Here is a 16,249-nt window from a genome sequence, read left to right as displayed (position 1 = left end):
ACACCGTTCAAGACATCCACCGCACCGGTGAACAACGGATCCAGCAAGCCGGGCAGAAATTGGCAGATCTCTCCGTACGCCTGCCGGTCCATGCTGACTTCACGCACCGCCGAACGGGCCACCGCCATCTGCTCCGCGACCTCGCCGACCATGGTCGCGTGCAACCGCACCACTTCCGCCGGAAACCGCATCCCGGCGCTCATCGCTCGTTCGGCCTGTCTGGCACCGGAAACCGGGCTTCGAACGAATCGATCACCGCACGGCCGGCCTCACTGTCCGCACCCACCGTCGCCCGCACCTGCTCGGCCACCTGCGCCGCCAACACGGCCTGCGCACGCCGCATCACCATCACGATCTCGCGCGCCAACCGCGGGCCGGACAACTCGTGCACCCGATCATCCAGATCCAGGGCCTCCACCTGGCCAGACGACCCGACGGTCACCCGGATCGCCCCGCCACGGCCTTCCGCCGAACCGGTCAACGCCGCCATCCGCCGCGACAACTCGACACTCCGCTCGGCCTGCGCATCAACCTGCGACACCCACGAATCCAGCCACTCCTCCGCGGCATCAAGATCGTTCATTGGAGTCCCGCTTTCACTGACGACCAGCCCACGCTATCGACGCCACGCCATGCTGAGAAGACACCCGAGCCCGGGATCCTGACGCACTCGAGCTACCCGCCGCGACCACGCGCTCGAAGCCGGCTCACCACACGAACCCCACCCGGTTCGCGCAATGCATCATTCGGGGGTCGCGAATATGCTGATAAACCAGGTTGTGGGCCTGAAGGGACTCGAACCCGCGACCGAGGGATTTTGAGTCCCACGATTCCGGGGGAGTGGCCGTAGGGTCGGCTGGTGAGGATCGGTGTGCTGGGTGCGGCCCGCATCGCCCCGGCCGCGCTGATCAAGCCGGCCCGGGCGGTCGACGGGATCGAGGTCGCGGCGATCGCGGCGCGGGATCGGGGACGGGCCGCGGCGTTCGCCGCGAAGCATGGCATTCCGGCGGTGCATGACAGCTATCAGGATCTGCTTGCCGACCCGTCGTTGGACGCGGTCTACATTCCGCTGCCGAACGGGCGGCACGCCCAGTGGATCCTGGCGGCGCTCGACGCCGGTAAGCACGTGCTGGGGGAGAAGCCGCTGACCGCGAACGCGGCGCAGGCCCGCGAGGTGCAGGCCGCCGCCGAGCGGACCGGGCTGGTGGTGATGGAGGCGTTCCACTACCGCTATCACCCGGTGGCCGCGCGGATGGCCGAGATCGTGCACGGCGGCGAGCTGGGCCGGATCCGGCGCGTCGAGACGTCGATGTGTTTTCCGCTGCCGATCTTCTCCGACATCCGATATCAGTACGACCTGGCGGGCGGCGCGTTGATGGACGCCGGCTGCTACGCCGTCCACTGCCTGCGGTTGCTGTCACCCGTCGAGCCCCGTGTCCTGGCCGCGCGGGCGCTGACGATGCGGCGGGATCCGCGCGTGGATCGGGCGATGACCGCGGACTTCGACCTGGGTGACGGCGCCCGCGGGCGGATCCGGGCGTCGATGTGGTCGTCGACGCTGCTGAGTCTGCGGGCGAGGGTCGTCGGCGAGCGGGGGACGCTAACGGTCGACAACTATGCGGCGCCGCAGGTGTTTCATCGGTTTCGGGTGACTGTGGACGGGCGCCGGCGGCGAGAGCGGTTCGGCGGCGAGACGACGTACGCGCGGCAGTTGAAGGCCTTTGTCCGTGGCGGGCCGGCGAATCTCACGCCGCCGGCGGATTCGGTGGCCACGATGACAGTGATCGATGAGGTCTATCGGGCTGCGGGGCTTCCGGCGAGACGGTGAAAAGCGGTGGACGCGGGCCCGGCCGTCGCATAGCGTCGCCTGGCGACCGTGACACTGCCCGAGGAGGTGAGCCCCGATGAACGTTTCTGCGATGTGGGTGCTCCCCTCGTCGTCACGGTCGGGCGGCTGACGTAGGGGCTGCCGGGAGCGTCGCGCTTTCCTGGCACTCCCGAAAGGCATCAAACCCTGTGAATTCTGTACGAACCGCCGTGGTTACCCGGCCGGCTCAGTGGCAGTGGCACGCCCTCGAGGACGACCTGGTCGTCGGCCGTGCCGAGGCGTCCCGGCGACCCGACGGCCGGCTCTTCATCAGCGTCGACGCGTGGCACGACGTGGTGTTCCACCAGCTTGCCGAGGCGGCCCTGGCCGCGCTGCCGAGGCCCTTGCACACCGTCGTCGACGAGGCCGACGTCGACCTGACCGCGCAGTGGCGTGGCGCCGGGTTCGTGATCCGGCGCCGCGAATGGGAGCACGTCGTCCCGACCGACCCGATCATCACCGGGCTCGGCGCGGTGATCGCACCACCCGGCGTGACCATCGTGGCGGCCGCCGACGATTTGCTCGACGAGGTGGATCGGGCGGTCCGCGCGGAGAACTGTCCGGCGATGCCGGCCGAGATCCTGCCGGGGCGGCGCGGCTTGTCGACGTTCACGGCGGCCGAGCTCGACGGGCGGTACGCGGGACTGCTCCGGCTGGCGCCGCTGCCGCGCAGGCCGCGGATCGGGCTGATCGCTGTCCGGGCCGGGATGCGCCGCCGGGGGATCGGCCGGGCGCTGCTCGCCGACACGCTCGCCACGCTGCACCGGCGTGGGGTCGAGACGGTGTCCGCCGATGTGCACGAGGCGAACGTGGCCGCGCTCGCGCTGGCCGCCGGCGTGCGGGCCCGCCGGGTCAGCAGCAACCTGGAACTGGAGCTGCGCTGATGCCCGGGTCGGCGAACGGGGTCCAGTTGGAGGGGACCGTCCTCGAATGCCTGCGCAACGCCACGTTCAGGGTGGAGTTGAGCAATGGGCACACGGTGCTGGCGCACATCAGCGGGAAGATCCGTAAGAACTACATCCGGATCCTGCCGTTCGACCGGGTGCTGGTCGAGCTGACCCCGTATGACCTGACCAGGGGCCGGATTGTCTTCCGCTACCGGAACTAGGCCGTGACGATCTGCCGGGGTGTGTCCGCACGCCCCGGCAGATCATCACGCGCCGGGCCGCTCAGGCGGTCTGGAACGAGGTCCACCGCTCCAGCAGCGCCGTCCAGGTGTTGGTGCCGACGATGCCGTCGGCTTTGAGGCCCGCGTCGTCCTGGAACTGGCGGACCCGTTCGTCGGTCTTGGGGCCGAACAGCCCGTCCACGCCGTCCGATGATTTCAGGGCGCGGTCGAACGGCGAGTATCGCCCGCTGGTGAAGGCGAGCATGAACTGCAGGCTTCGGACCTCGTCGGAGGCGACGGGGTTCTGCGCCTGCTGGAGCTCTTGTAACAGCAGGGTGACGTTGACCTGAGGGACGGGCATCTTGATCTCCTTTGATCAGAAGCGGGAAACGTCGGTGGGCTGGCAGCCGAGGGGAGACGCTCTGCGCCGGGTGTCACCGGCGGATGCGGCGCACGAGCAACGGCGATGGAATCGATCGGCGGTATCCGAGCCGATGCCGTGAGCGTCGCCCTCCCGCTGCCAGCTGTCAACGGGTCTGCCGCATACCGACAGGCCCGCGGGTCACCGGACCGGCTCAGCGCTCGACGACCGCCTCCACCCGGACGGTGGCGCCGGCCGGCGCGGGCGGGATCACGGTGCCGTCGATCTGTGCGCCGTCGACGAGCAGCCGGGTGACGCGCCCGGACACGCCGATCGGTTTGCGGACGGTGATCTCGTAGGTCGCGCCGCGGTACACGCGGGTGGCCACGAAGCCGTTCCACGCGGCGGGCAGGACCGGGTCGACGCGCAGCCCGTCGAGTTCCGGGCGCAGGCCGAGGATCCACTGGGTGATCGCGACGAAGTTCCACGCCGCGGTGCCGGTCAGCCAGGAGTTCTTGGCCTCGCCGTGGGTGGGCGCGTCCTTCCCGGCGATCATCTGGGCATAGACGTACGGCTCGCACCGGTGCACGTCGCTGATCGCCTCCCGCGCCGACGGGTTGATCCGCCGGTAGTAGTCGAACGCACGGTCGCCGCGGCCCAGGATCGTCTCCGCGATCATGATCCACGGATTGGTGTGGCAGAAGATCCCGGCGTTCTCCTTGTACCCGGGCGGATACGTGGAGATCTCACCCAGTTCGACGTGGTACCGCGAGTACGCGGGCTGCTGCAGGACCACGCCGTGCGGGGTGCCCAGCCGGTCACCGACGCTGTCCAGCGCGCGGGCGGCCAGCCCGTCGTCGAGGCCGACCCCGGCGAGCACGCACATGCCTTGCGGCTCGACGAAGATCTGTCCCTCGTCGTTCTCGCCGGAGCCGATCGGGTTGCCGTGGAAGTCGTAGGCCCGCCGGAACCACTCGCCGTCCCAGCCGTGCTCGACGATCGTTCCGGTCATCTTCTCCGCCGCGGCCCGGTACTCGGCGGCCTTCTCGTCGAGCCCGCGCAGCTCGGCGACGCTCGCCAGCTCCTTGGCGGCGAGCACGAACTGCCCGGCGATGAAGACCGACTCGGCCTGCCCGCCGGTGACGTTCTCGGTGGTCTGGAACGGCTCGCCCGGGGTCTCCGAGAAGCAGTTCAGGTTGAGGCAGTCGTTCCAGTCGGCGCGCCCGATCAGGGGCAATCCGTGCGGCCCGAGCCGGTCCAGGGTGTAGCTCAGCGACCGGACCAGGTGCTCGTAGAGGGAGACCTCGCTGCCCGGCGCGTTGTCGAACGGCACCGGCTCGTCCAGGATCGTCGCTTCGCCGGTCTCCTTCAGGTAGGCCGACACGCCCAGGATCAGCCACAGCGGGTCGTCGTTGAAGCCGTCGCCGATGTCGTTGTTGCCGCGCTTGGTCAACGGCTGGTACTGGTGGTACGCCCCGCCGGTGGCCATCTGCGTGGCGGCGATGTCCAGGATCCGTTCCCGCGCCCGCTCCGGGATGATGTGGACGAAGCCGAGCAGGTCCTGGTTGGAGTCGCGGAACCCCATGCCGCGGCCGATGCCGGACTCGAACTGCGACGCCGACCGGCTCAGGTTGAAGGTGACCATGCACTGGTACGCGTTCCAGACGTTCACCATCCGGTCGGTGTCCGCGTCGGGGGTGCTGACCTGCAACCCGCCGAGCAGCCGGTCCCAGTGCGTGGTGAGCGCCGTGAAGCCCTCGGTGACCGTGGCGGAGTCCAGCCAGCGGGCGATGGTCGGCCGTACGCGGGACTTGTTGATGGTCTGTGAATGCGGCGGGTCGAACTTGTCGTCGCGCGGGTTCTCGGCATAGCCCAGCACGAAGATCACTTCGCGGGTCTCGCCGGGCGCGAGACTGAGGCGGACGTGGTGACTGCCGATCGGGGACCAGCCGGCGGCGACGGAGTCCGTGGCGCTGCCCTGCTCGACGGCGGCCGGCCGGTCCCAGCCGCGGTAGGCGCCGAGGAACGCCTCGCGCTGCGTGTCGAAGCCCGCCAGGGGCTCGGAGCAGGCGAAGTAGGCGAAGTGGTCGCGCCGCTCGCGGTACTCGGTCTTGTGGTAGATGACGCCGTCGTCCACCTCGACCTGGCCGGTGGAGAAGTTGCGCTGGAAGTTCGTGGCGTCGTCCTGCGCGTCCCAGAGGCAGAACTCGACGGAGGAGAAGAGGGACAGTTCTGCTGTGGTGTCGCGCTCGTTGGTGACCCGGGTGCGCCACACCTCGAGGGTCTCACCGAGGGGGACGAAGTAGAGCGTCTCGGCGCGGATCCCGCCGCGGGCCGAGGCGATCCGGGTGTACGACAGTCCGTGCCGGCACTCGTAGTCGTCGAGCTCCCGCTGCGTCGGCTGCCACGACGGGGACCAGTAGTCGCCGTTCGCGTCGTCGCGCAGGTAGAGGTAGCGCCCGCCGAGGTCGAGCGGAGCGTTGTTGTAGCGGTATCGGGTCAGCCGGCGCAGCCGGGCGTCGCGGTAGAACGAGTAGCCGCCCGCGGTGTTGGAGATCAGCCCGAAGTACGCCTCGCTGCCCAGATAGTTGATCCAGGGCAGGGGGGTGTCGGGCCGGTCGATGACGTACTCGCGGGTCCGGTCGTCGAAGTGTCCGTAACGCACCATCTGTCTCCTTCGGTTGGGAGCGCTCCCATTACGGGAGTGTAAACGGCGGCTGTGCCGGCGCTCACGTCTGATTGACGTGTCAACTACTTCGCGTCATTGTTGACCCGTGAATGACGTGATTTTCGGACTCGACACCTTCGGGGACGTCCCGGTCGACGACGCCGGCGCCCCCGTCTCCTACGCCACGGCGATCCGCCAGGTCGTCGACGAGGCCGTCCTCGCCGACCAACTCGGCGTCGACGTGATCGCGCTCGGCGAGCACCACCGCCCGGAATACGCGATCACCACCCCGGAGACCGTCCTCGCCGGCATCGCGGGCCGCACCTCGCGGATCCGGCTGGCGTCCGGCGTCACCGTCCTCAGCTCGGACGACCCCGTGCGGGTCTTCCAGCGCTTCGCCACCGTCGACGCCCTGTCGCACGGGCGGGCCGAGGTGATCCTGGGTCGCGGCTCCTTCACCGAGTCGTTCCCGCTCTTCGGGTACGACCTGAGCGACTACGACGTGCTGTTCGAGGAGAAACTCGAGCTGTTCGTGAAGCTGCTCGACGAGCAGCCGGTCACCTGGAGCGGCACCACCCGTGCCCCGTTGGAGAACGCCGACGTGTTCCCGAAGACGGAGTCCGGCCGGCTCGACACATGGGTCGGCGTCGGCGGCTCCCCGCAGTCGGTGGTCCGCACCGCACGGCACGGCCTGCCGCTGATGCTGGCGATCATCGGTGGCGCGCCGGACCGGTTCGCGCCCTACATCAAGCTCTACGAGCAGGCCGCCCAGCAGCTCGGCACTGTCGCGCACCCGGTCGGCATGCACTCGCCCGGCTTCGTCGCCGACACCGACGAGGAGGCCAAGGAGATCTTCTACGCGCCGTACAAGGTGATCCGCGACCGGATCGGCGCCCAGCGCGGCTGGCCCCCGCTGCGCCGCGCCGAGTTCGAGGCGGAGGTCGCGAACGGTTCGCTCTACCTGGGCTCGCCGGAGACCGTCGCCCGCAAGATCGCCCGGGCGGTCAAGGCGCTCGGCGTCGGCCGCTTCGACCTGATCTACACGGCCGGGGCCCAGCCGGTCAGCGCGCGGCTGCGCTCGGTCGAGCTGTTCGGCTCGAAGGTGCTGCCGATGGTCCGCGACATCCTGGCCGGCTGACGATGACCACCATCGGCATTCTCGGGGCCGGCAAGGTCGGCACGGTCCTGGCCCGGCTCGCGCTCGCCGCCGGGCACGAGGTTCTCGTGTCCGGCTCCGGCGACCCCGCCGGGATCGAGCTGATCATCGACGTGCTCACGCCGGGCGCCCGGGCGGTGACGTCGGCCGAGGCGGCGGCCCGGGCGGACATCGTGATCCTGGCGCTGCCGCTCGGCAAGTACCGGGACATCCCGGCTGCCCCGTTGCGCGGCAAGCTGGTGATCGACGCGATGAACTACTGGTGGGAGGTCGACGGCGTCCGCGACGACCTGACCGACCCGCGCACGTCGTCCAGCGAGACGGTGCAGGCGTTCCTGCCCGGGGCCCGGGTCGTGAAAGCCTTCAACCACATGGGCTACCACGACCTGGAGGACGGCGCTCGTCCCGCGGGCACGCCCGGCCGGCGTGCGATCGCCCTGGCCGGCGACGACCCCGCCGACGTGGCGACGGTGTCCGCGCTGGTCGACGCCCTCGGCTTCGATCCGGTCGTGGCCGGTCCGCTCGCCGCGGGAGTCCGGATGGAGCCGGGCACCGAGCTCTTCGGCGCCAACGTGGACGCGACCGAGATCCGCGCCATGCTCGACCGTTTCCCCGCCACCCCGCGCGGCCTGCTCGTCGCCGAGGCCCGACGGTAGGCGCGTCTCTCTCACCCCATTTGCGCGTACGTCGTGAGCCCGGTCCCCGTGACACCGCCCGCGCGATTCCGCTGCCACTCCCGGCAGGTGCGCGACTCCCGGTTCCAGCTGGTTCTCTTGGTCGTTATCCGTCCCTCATAACGACCAGGAGAACCAGCCGGGAGCCCTCGCTCTCCGACTACGCCGGGTCGTTGTTGTCGCGGAGGGAGTGGATCATGCTGCGCAGGAGCCGGAACGCGGCTGACTGGTCGGCGTCAGTCATCCCGGCCAGCATCCTGACCTCGACGGACCGGACCGCCACTGTCGCCTTCTCGAGGCTCTGCCGGCCGAGGGGCGTGAGCCGGGTCGGAAGAACCTTCCCGACCGGCGCCTCCGCGGGCCTGGTCACGTAGCCCTCTCGTTCCAGGGCTTGGAGCAGCACGTTCATCGACTGCCGGGTGACGAACGCGCCCCGCGCGAGGTCGGAGTTCGACAGGCCGGGCCGTTGTGCCAGCAGTTCGAGGCAGGCGTACCGGGTGACGTTCATCCCGAGCGGCCGCAGCACCTCCTCCATGGCCGAGCGCAGAGCACTCGACGCCTCCTTCAGCAGGTAGCCGAGTGACTTGTCCAGATCAACGCCGACGCCGCCTTGACTCATGTCAGGATTCTGACATAAGCTGGTGTGTGTCAGGAACCTGACACAACTAAGGAGCGTCATCATGCCCGTCACCGGACCCGACTTCATCTCCCTGCAGGCGCGCGACCTGGACGCGTCCCGGGCGTTCTACGAGCGGTATCTCGGTCTCGTGCGCTCGCCGGCCGGGCCGCCGCACGCCGTCGTCTTCGAGACCAAGCCGATCGCCTTCGCGCTGCGCGACGTCATCCCCGGCACCGACCTCGCGGCCGTCGCACAGCCCGGCATCGGCGCCGCGATCTGGCTGCACGCCACCGACGTCCAGGCCATCCACGACGCGCTCGCCGCCGACGGTCACACCATCGTCTCCGCGCCGATCGACGGCCCCTTCGGCCGGACCTTCACCTTCGCCGACCCCGACGGCTACCACATCACCCTCCACGACCGCGTCTGACCAGCGGTGCCAGGTGCTCGGCGTCCCGGCCGACGAGCGGCCGCGCCGGGCCGTGGCGGGTGTCCGCCTGCCGGCGTCGCGCGGTGTGCGCTGTGGTCCAGGCGGTGCCGCGGCTCGCCGTTGCCAGCTGGTGCTCATGGCTGCTATTCGTGCCTCATAACAGCCATGAGCACCAGCTGGAAGCCTGCGGCGGGCCGCTACGCCGGCGAGAGTCCCGGCCGGAGGTCGGTGCGGGTGGTGAGGACGGTGGTGGCCAGGGCGCGGGTGTCCGGGTCCGTGCCGTTGGCCTGTTCGCTGCGGGCGAGACTGATCGCCTGGTCGAGACCCTCGTGCAGTTTCTCGGTGGCGGCGGTGTCGAAGGCCGTACCGGAAAGCCTGGTCATTGCCTCTAGATCCGATGTGGTGACCATTCCCGGCATCGGCATCCCCTCATGGGGGTTGTCGGCCGGCAGGCCCGCCCTGTCGTGCAGGTCGCGCAGCGTCGGCAGCTCGGCCTCGGTGACCGCGCGCACCCGGGTCGCCAAGTCGGTGACGGCGGGTGTCGCGGTGTGCGCCGGGATCGCGTCGAGCAGCGGGAGGATCTGCTCGTCCATGGCCAGGGTGATCTCGATCCAGGCCAGATCGGTGCCGCCGAACGAGGGCGGCGGGGGAGTGCGGGACGCCGCGGGCGGCGACGCCTGCTCCTGGCCGCAACCGGCCAGGAGCAGCAGCGCCGCCGCCGCGGTGGCGAGGAACCGCAAGGTCAGCCGCCGGTGAAGGACGGGGTGATGCCACACTTCGCGCCGGCGTTGAGGCAGACCTTGACCAGCGCGCCGAGCTTGGCCGGGTCCCAGGCGTTCATGAAGTCGCCGTGGATCGAGGACGCCATGCCGGACGACAGGGTGAGACCGTCGCCGCCGAGCGAGTCGTAGTTGAGCATCAGCGACAGGCTCGGGATCGCGACCGGGTGGTCACCGGTGCACGCGCCGTTGACCGACGGGCCCATGTGCGACTTGTGGTCGGGCGAGTCGATGTGCTTGCCGTCCCAGCAGTCCTGGAAGGTCAGCTGGTAGATCAGGTTGCCGCCGGGCGCGCACTTGGGCCAGTTGCCGTCGGCGCTGCGGCCGATCTCGGCACTGCCCGCGCACCAGAACTGCCCGCTCGCGCCCTTCGGCGTCGCGACCTGCCGCTTGGCGTCGCCCTGGACCATCAGCAGGCCCGGCGGGAACGGCCGTACCGTCTTCGGGTCCTTGATCTTGGCCCCGTAGTACGCCCGGAAGTTCTTCATCTTCACCGGGGTGCCGTTGAGCAGCAGGGTCGGCGCCCAGTACGCGCTGTTGTCGCCGGGTGCGTTGCACGTCGTCGACTCGGCGAGCAGGTCCGTGGTGGTGCTGCTGGCGGTGACCTTCGGGCCGAAGAACGTGTGCAGGTGCGACGCGCCGGGCAGGTTCGGGAAGACGATCGGGTCGTCGGGCGCCTCACCGGAGACGGAGCAGTCGGTGTGGAACTCCGGGACCATCGTGGTCCCGGCCGGGACGGGCAGGGAGGCGACCGCGTTGTACTGCGCGAGCGCCTTGTCCCAGGCGGCCTGGTTCACGTCGACCCAGCCACCGGGGGTCGTGCTCGGCGCGGCGGACGGGGATGCCGGCTTCGTGGAGGCCGCGGCGCTCGACGGCGTCACGACCGGCGGCGTGGCCGAGGTTGCGGAACCCGGCCCCAGCAGCAGGTAGTTGATGTTGACGAAGTCCGAGCGGGACTTGCTCGTCATGACCAGGACCAGGTCCTGCTTGCCGGCCGGAACCTTCGCGGCCGTCGCGGTGACGGTCGTCCACTTCTGCCAGCCGCCGGTCTTCGTGACCGGGAACGTCGCCAGCAGCGTGCCGGTCGGGCTGCCCAGCCGGGCCTCGATCGCGCCGCCGTCGGCGTTGTCCGAGGCGATCCGGGCGCTCAGGGTCGAGCCGCCGATGGTGACGCCCTGGTACTTCAGCCAGTCCCCGCCGGCGAGCCAGCCGACGTTCTTGCCGCCGCCGGTGTCCGACGTCGTCTCCGTCTGGGCACCCTGCTGCGCGGTGAACGCCTCGGCCTGCAACGCGCCGGGGACGTCCACCTCGCCGGCGTCGGCGGTGGCGATGTAGACGCCGCTCGCCCCGAGCGCCGCGGTCACGGTGACGCCCAGGACCACCCGCGTCGTGCGGCGCCGCCGCCGGGGATCCGGGGGAGCGACGTGTCTCGATTCATTAGCCATACCGAGTCCTCAATTGAATGGCGAAGAACAGCTGCGCGACGAATTATGCGCACCTCTCGCGGCCGATTCAATGGTTCGGGAAAAACTTCATTTTCCCAGCTCAGGGCCGGTGCAGGTGGCCGCGTTACGGCCATTGAATAACAGTTTTTCGGGACTCTTTTCTTAAGTTTTCTTTAAGGCTCGCAGGCGGTTCGTGCTTGATCGACGAACGGCTGGGTACCAGCTCGCTGTGCTGATCGATCTGCCTGACCTGCCACTGCCCGGCCGTGGCGACACCCTGGAACGCCTCCGCGGACTGGCCGCCCTCGGCCGCGCGGACCTGGTCGCCTGCCGGCTCGCCGAGGGGCACGCCGACGCCGTGGCGATCCGCACCGAGCTGGGCGACGAGCCCGGGGACGACGGTCGCTGGGGTGTGTGGGCCGCGGCGCCCTCCACGGTACGGGCGGAACGCGCCCCCGAAGGCTGGCGGCTCACCGGCGACCGGCCGTGGTGCCCGGGCGCTGCCTGGTGCACCGACGCGCTGGTGACAGCGGTCGCCGAGGACGGGATCCGGCTGTTCGCGGTGCGCAACGAGGGACCGTACGCGCAGCCACTGGAGGGCACCTGGCCGGCGATCGGGATGTCCGGAAGTGACAGTCGCACGGTCCGCTTCACCGGCGCCCCGGCCCGGCCCGTCGGTGGACCGGGGGAGTACGCCGGCCGGCCCGGTTTCTGGCACGGCGGGATCGGCGTCGCCGCGTGCTGGTACGGCGGCGCGCTCGCCGTCGCGGACACGCTGCTCGCCGCGGCCCGGAGCAAGGAGCTCGGCCCGCACGCCCTGGCGCATCTCGGCGCGGTCGACGTCGCGCTCGGCGCGGCCTGGGCGGTGCTGGAGGACGCGGCCCGCCGGATCGACGCGGAGCCCCGGGCCGACGCCGGACGGCTGGCGCTGCGGGCCCGGGCGGTCGTGGAGTCCGCGGCCACCGAGGTGATCGACCGGGTCGGCCGGGCCCTCGGGGCCGATCCGCTGTGCCGGGACGTGATGCACGCCCAGCGGATCGTCGACCTGACCGTCTACCTGCGGCAGAGCCACGCCGAGAGTGACCTGGAACAGCTCGGCCACCTGCTCGTGGAGGAGGGCGCGCCGTGGTGAGGCCGATCGTGGGCAGCGGGACCATCGGGGAGCGCGGGGACAAACAAGGTTTACGACCGGTCGGTCTTTTTGTACAGTGCGGGTATGACCCAGGACGGCAGGCTGGCCCGCGGTGAACGGACCCGCACCGCTGTGCTCGACCGGGCGCTGGTGCTGGCGACCGTCTCCGGGCTCGACGGGCTGTCCCTGAGCCAGGTCGCCGACGCGCTCGGGGTGAGCAAGTCCGGGCTCTTCGCGCACTGGCGTTCCAAGGAGGCGCTGCAACTCGCCGTCATCGACCGGGCCCGTGAGCAGTGGACCGAGCGGGTCATCCGCCCGGCGCTCGCCGAGCCGGCCGGGGTGCGACGGCTGTGGGCGCTGCACGATCACCGGCTGGCGTTCTACGAGTCCGGGGCGCTGCCCGGCCGGTGCTTCTTCGCGAACGCGCACTTCGAGTTCAACGCCCGCCCCGGCGTGATCCGCGACCGGCTCGCCACCGAGCAGAGCGACTGGACGGCGTTCCTGATCGGAGCCGCGACCCAAGCCCGCGACCTGCGGGAGGGGACCGATCCGGCACAGCTGGCGTACCTGATCGACTCGCTCGGCGTGTGCGCGGTGATGCAGCCCTCCGAGCTCGCGTACCGGCACGCCCGGCGTGCCCTGCACGACCACCTCCGTACCGTCGCCGTCGATCCTGACATCCTCCCGGAGCTGCCATGACCACCGTGACCGAAACCGGCGCCGTCATCACCATGCCGGTGCACTTCGACGACCTGGACGCGATGGGCGTCCTGCACAACTCGCGCTACGCGGTGCTCGTCGAGCGCGCCGTCCTGCAGTGGTGGCACGAGCGCGGCGTCTGGTTCTCCAGCGACCGTCCCGCCACGCCGGACACGTTCAACGTGGTCCGGGAGTATGCGATCACCTTCCACCGCCCGGTCGCCGGTCCCGGTGACATCAACGTCCACTTCTGGCTCGACCGCCTCGGCTCCACCAGCGCCACCTACGGTTTCCGCCTGACCTCCCTCGACGGGCGGACCGTCTTCGCCGAGGGCCACCGCGTCAACATCGGACTCGACCGGGCCACCATGCGCCCCGCGCCCTGGACCGACCGCGGCCGCGAGATCGCGGCCACCCTGCTCCGGGGCTGAACCTCGCACCGGACGCACCCCGGACCGCAACCGGCCTGAACTCCGCGTGATCGCCCGGCGACCGAAACGGACGTTGCCGCGATGATGTGAAGGGACGCCGTACCTCGATGAGCAGTGACCGATTTCGTGCTGTTGCCCTGTCCTGCCTGCTGACCATGGGTGTGCTGGCACCCGCGGCGCCCGCGCTGGCCGACGACCTCCCGGAGGAGCCGGCCGCCACGAATCTCCAGCCGGCCGACCCGTCCGTCCTCGATGAACTCGTGCCCGCCGAGGTGCCGGTCGACTCGCCTGTGGCCGGTGACCCCGCGCCTGTGGAGGGTGACCCGGCGCCTGTGGAGGGTGACCCGGCGCCTGTGGCGGGCGACCCGGCGCCGGTCGACGCCGGACCGGCTCCGGCCGCCGCGCCGACTCTGGCCGGGCGTCTCGCCGCGGTGACGCGCTCCAAGACGATGAACTACTACCCGTCCGGCGCCGGCTGGACGGCGATGTGGACGCGCTTCGACGCCGCGCAGATCGACACCGACCTGGCCCGGATCTCGGCGCTCGGCGCGGACAGCGTCCGGATCGTCGTCTTCCCGCGGGTCTTCGGCTTCCCCGCACCGAAGCCGGAGTACCTCGACCGGCTCGACGACTTCGTCGACATCGCGGCGCGGAACAACCTGGCCGTGAAGCTGACCCTGTTCGACTGGTGGTCGTCCTACAAGCTCGTCGGCGGCAGCGTCGAGTGGACGCAGGCCGTGATCGGCCCCTACCTCGACGACCCGCGCGTGATCGCGGTCGAGGTCAAGAACGAGATGTCGCCGTACGATCTCCCGGCCGTGCGCTGGGCCCGCCGGGTCATCCCGGCGATCCGCGACTTCGCGCCGACGATGCCGCTGACCGTCTCGGTCGACGGGCACGCCGGCCCGGACGGCCTGGCCGAGCTGCGCGACGCGTTCGGCGACGTGCCGCTGGACTACCACGACTACCACTTCTACGGCCAGTCCGAGCAGGCGCTCCCCGACATCCTGCAGGCCCGGGACTCGGTCGCGCCGGAGCCCATGGTGATCGGCGAGACCGGGCTGAGCACCGGCGTCGGCAGCCCCGGTGAACAGGCCGCCTACCTGGCACGGGTGTTCCGGGCGGCCGCGGTCGCCGGGATCCGCTCGGTGTCACCGTGGACGCTGACCGACTTCGCCCAGGGCGCGATCCCGGCCGGGTCGATGGTGTCGGTGACGCCGTCGCAGTACCAGTTCGGGCTCTACCGCCTCGACGGCACCGCCAAGCCGGCCGCCGCGGTGGTCCGCAACGCGTGGACCGCCACGGAGAGCTACGAGGACGTGCTCGACCTCAGCTTCGAGCAGGACCACCGGGACTCGCCGTGGCGGGACAACCTGCCCGCGGCCGGGGCCGCCGAGCAGACCGACGAGGTGGCGCACGACGGGACGTACTCGGTGCGCTTCTCCGGCACCGGCCGTGACCCGCGCGGACTGCCGTCACTGCGAATCTCGCCGGTGACGCCGGTGCGCGGCGGCCAGACCTGGTCGGCGTCCGCGTGGGCCCGTGGCGAGAACGCGACCGGGACCACCGAGATCGCGCTGAGCTGGTTCGACGAGCGGGGTCGGTGGATCCGGCAGGACACGTCGGCACGGCTCAAGCGCGGGACGACCGGCTGGACGAAGCTGACCGTGAACGCTGTCGCGCCGGACCACGCCGCCGGTCTGCAACTGCACCTCAAGTCCGGCGACAACGCGGGCTCGGTCTGGTTCGACGACGTCAGCCTGTCCTGAGCCTTCCTCCGATCCTCGGACCGGGCCGGTCCGAGGATCGGACGGTCCTAGGATCGGAGGGTGACCCGGCCCGATCGCATCGCGCTCATCTCCGACGTCCACGGCAACCTCACCGCGCTCGAGGCGGTGCTGCGGGACATCGGCGACCGCGGGATCGACCGTGTCTACAACCTGGGCGACTTCGTCGGGAAGGGCCCGCGCGGCCGCGAGGTCGTGGACCTCTGCCAGGAACGCTGCGAAGTCAACATCCTCGGCAACTGGGACGACTTCCTGCCCGACCCGGAGCGGACCTACGACAGCGAGGGCATGCGCTGGTGGCTCGCCCAGCTCGGCGAGGGCCAGGGCAAGTGGCTCCGCGACCTGCCGTTCTGCCACGACTTCTGGCTCAGCGGCCGCCGCGTCCGGCTGTTCCACGCCTCCGCGACGAGCGTGCACCATCGGGTCCGTTTCGACCACGGCGAGGAGGAGTTCCGGGGCATGTTCGCCAACACCCCGGCCACCGGCCTCGACGGCCCGGCGCCCACGATCGTCGGCTACGGCGACACCCACGACCCGTTCTACGAGGTCGGGCCGGACGGTTTGACCCTGTTCAACACCGGCAGCGTCGGGAACTCGATGGACGACCCGACCCCGGTCTACGTGATCCTGGAAGGCATTCTCGACTCCCGCGAGCCGGCGTCGTTCTCCGTCCAGTTCGTCCGCGTTCCTTGCGACCTGGAGGCCGAGCTGGCCGAGGCAGCAAGGCTCGGCATGCCCGAACTCGACGGCTATGTCTCGGAGTTGCGCCACGGCCTGTACCGGGCCCGGACCACCCCGATCTACCACCGCTGACCACCGAAGGGTCCGGCTGGTGCTCATGGTCGTTATCCGAGCCGGATAACGACCATGAGCACCAGCCGGACAGCTCGCGCCGCAGTGCTGCCCGGACCCCAGCCGCCCTTGCGTCGGAGCGCTTCCGGCCCGTCGTGCCGCTGGGCTCCCGGATCAGCCGCGCAACGGCGTATGGCAAATGGTGCTTCTCGCTTCGGCCCTCGAACCCGCCTCCGGTGCAGGCCTCGCCCGTGGTGAGCCTTTTCGGGGGCGGCCCCGGGAGTTCACCAGGGTTCTCCAC

The 16,249-nt window shown here is 70.5% G+C and carries 18 protein-coding genes; 11 read left to right on the top strand and 7 right to left on the bottom strand.

Annotated features, from left to right (window positions below):
• Together Acy02nite_RS17845 and Acy02nite_RS17840 are read right to left on the bottom strand one after the other, a co-directional pair.
• Nucleotides 1-203, bottom strand: a 203-nt coding sequence (locus tag Acy02nite_RS17845) for a hypothetical protein (RefSeq protein ID WP_203741976.1), incomplete at its 3' end; no start/stop codon positions are given.
• The gene (locus tag Acy02nite_RS17840) at nt 200-583 is read right to left on the bottom strand and encodes a YbaB/EbfC family nucleoid-associated protein (protein WP_203741974.1); all 384 of its coding nucleotides are present in this window, start codon (nt 581-583) and stop codon (nt 200-202) included. The genes Acy02nite_RS17845 and Acy02nite_RS17840, both read right to left, overlap by 4 nt.
• Nucleotides 584-859: 276 nt before the next feature.
• Between Acy02nite_RS17840 and Acy02nite_RS17835 the strand changes: the two genes are divergently transcribed.
• The 3 genes from Acy02nite_RS17835 (at nt 860) to infA (ending at nt 2,975) form a co-directional block, all read left to right on the top strand.
• Nucleotides 860-1,828: a Gfo/Idh/MocA family protein gene (locus tag Acy02nite_RS17835; RefSeq protein ID WP_239174970.1), complete on the top strand. Its 969-nt coding sequence runs from the start codon at nt 860-862 to the stop codon at nt 1,826-1,828.
• Nucleotides 1,829-2,016: 188 nt separating this feature from the next.
• Nucleotides 2,017-2,751 (top strand): GNAT family N-acetyltransferase, encoded by a 735-nt coding sequence (locus tag Acy02nite_RS17830; protein WP_203741972.1) that lies wholly within the window; start codon nt 2,017-2,019, stop codon nt 2,749-2,751.
• Nucleotides 2,751-2,975: a translation initiation factor IF-1 gene (gene infA / locus Acy02nite_RS17825; RefSeq protein WP_203741970.1), complete on the top strand. Its 225-nt coding sequence runs from the start codon at nt 2,751-2,753 to the stop codon at nt 2,973-2,975. Before Acy02nite_RS17830 ends, infA begins: the two co-directional genes overlap by 1 nt.
• A 61-nt stretch (nt 2,976-3,036) precedes the next feature.
• Here infA and Acy02nite_RS17820 read toward each other — a convergent pair whose 3' ends face one another.
• Together Acy02nite_RS17820 and Acy02nite_RS17815 are read right to left on the bottom strand one after the other, a co-directional pair.
• Complete coding sequence (locus Acy02nite_RS17820) at nt 3,037-3,336, bottom strand: peptidoglycan-binding domain-containing protein (protein ID WP_203741968.1); 300 nt, start codon at nt 3,334-3,336, stop codon at nt 3,037-3,039.
• Nucleotides 3,337-3,550: 214 nt separating this feature from the next.
• Nucleotides 3,551-6,004, bottom strand: a complete 2,454-nt coding sequence (locus Acy02nite_RS17815) for a glycoside hydrolase family 94 protein (protein ID WP_239174969.1) — start codon at nt 6,002-6,004, stop codon at nt 3,551-3,553.
• A gap of 106 nt (nt 6,005-6,110) precedes the next feature.
• On the opposite strand from Acy02nite_RS17815, the gene Acy02nite_RS17810 reads away from it, so the two are divergent.
• Together Acy02nite_RS17810 and Acy02nite_RS17805 are read left to right on the top strand one after the other, a co-directional pair.
• The gene (locus tag Acy02nite_RS17810) at nt 6,111-7,142 is read left to right on the top strand and encodes an LLM class flavin-dependent oxidoreductase (protein ID WP_203741966.1); all 1,032 of its coding nucleotides are present in this window, start codon (nt 6,111-6,113) and stop codon (nt 7,140-7,142) included.
• A 2-nt stretch (nt 7,143-7,144) separates the two neighbouring features.
• Nucleotides 7,145-7,816: an NADPH-dependent F420 reductase gene (locus tag Acy02nite_RS17805; RefSeq protein ID WP_203741964.1), complete on the top strand. Its 672-nt coding sequence runs from the start codon at nt 7,145-7,147 to the stop codon at nt 7,814-7,816.
• Nucleotides 7,817-7,994: 178 nt separating this feature from the next.
• Here the strand turns inward: Acy02nite_RS17805 and Acy02nite_RS17800 are convergent, their stop codons facing one another.
• Nucleotides 7,995-8,453, bottom strand: coding sequence for a MarR family winged helix-turn-helix transcriptional regulator (locus Acy02nite_RS17800; protein ID WP_203741963.1), 459 nt, complete (start codon nt 8,451-8,453; stop codon nt 7,995-7,997).
• A gap of 61 nt (nt 8,454-8,514) precedes the next feature.
• On the opposite strand from Acy02nite_RS17800, the gene Acy02nite_RS17795 reads away from it, so the two are divergent.
• Nucleotides 8,515-8,883, top strand: coding sequence for a VOC family protein (locus Acy02nite_RS17795; RefSeq protein ID WP_203741962.1), 369 nt, complete (start codon nt 8,515-8,517; stop codon nt 8,881-8,883).
• Between the two features lie 197 nt (nt 8,884-9,080).
• Here the strand turns inward: Acy02nite_RS17795 and Acy02nite_RS17790 are convergent, their stop codons facing one another.
• Nucleotides 9,081-9,623: a DUF305 domain-containing protein gene (locus tag Acy02nite_RS17790; protein ID WP_203741961.1), complete on the bottom strand. Its 543-nt coding sequence runs from the start codon at nt 9,621-9,623 to the stop codon at nt 9,081-9,083.
• Nucleotides 9,624-9,625: 2 nt separating this feature from the next.
• Entirely contained in the window at nt 9,626-11,107 is a 1,482-nt protein-coding gene (locus Acy02nite_RS17785; RefSeq protein ID WP_203741960.1) for a DUF1996 domain-containing protein, read from the bottom strand.
• 229 nt (nt 11,108-11,336) lie between these two features.
• Between Acy02nite_RS17785 and Acy02nite_RS17780 the strand changes: the two genes are divergently transcribed.
• The 5 genes from Acy02nite_RS17780 to Acy02nite_RS17760 all read left to right on the top strand — a co-directional run bounded on the left by Acy02nite_RS17780 (nt 11,337) and on the right by Acy02nite_RS17760 (nt 15,969).
• Nucleotides 11,337-12,239, top strand: a complete 903-nt coding sequence (locus Acy02nite_RS17780) for an acyl-CoA dehydrogenase family protein (protein WP_239174968.1) — start codon at nt 11,337-11,339, stop codon at nt 12,237-12,239.
• Between the two features lie 84 nt (nt 12,240-12,323).
• Complete coding sequence (locus Acy02nite_RS17775; protein ID WP_203741959.1) at nt 12,324-12,938, top strand: TetR/AcrR family transcriptional regulator; 615 nt, start codon at nt 12,324-12,326, stop codon at nt 12,936-12,938.
• Nucleotides 12,935-13,369 (top strand): acyl-CoA thioesterase, encoded by a 435-nt coding sequence (locus Acy02nite_RS17770; protein WP_203741957.1) that lies wholly within the window; start codon nt 12,935-12,937, stop codon nt 13,367-13,369. Before Acy02nite_RS17775 ends, Acy02nite_RS17770 begins: the two co-directional genes overlap by 4 nt.
• Nucleotides 13,370-13,476: 107 nt before the next feature.
• Nucleotides 13,477-15,138, top strand: a complete 1,662-nt coding sequence (locus tag Acy02nite_RS17765; RefSeq protein WP_239174966.1) for a cellulase family glycosylhydrolase — start codon at nt 13,477-13,479, stop codon at nt 15,136-15,138.
• 60 nt (nt 15,139-15,198) lie between these two features.
• Nucleotides 15,199-15,969: a metallophosphoesterase family protein gene (locus Acy02nite_RS17760; protein ID WP_203741955.1), complete on the top strand. Its 771-nt coding sequence runs from the start codon at nt 15,199-15,201 to the stop codon at nt 15,967-15,969.
• Nucleotides 15,970-16,249 lie beyond the last annotated feature (280 nt).

This window comes from Actinoplanes cyaneus (assembly GCF_016862095.1).
Classification (GTDB): Bacteria; Actinomycetota; Actinomycetes; order Mycobacteriales; family Micromonosporaceae; genus Actinoplanes; species Actinoplanes cyaneus.
This window is presented reverse-complemented; position numbering and strand designations above follow the sequence as displayed.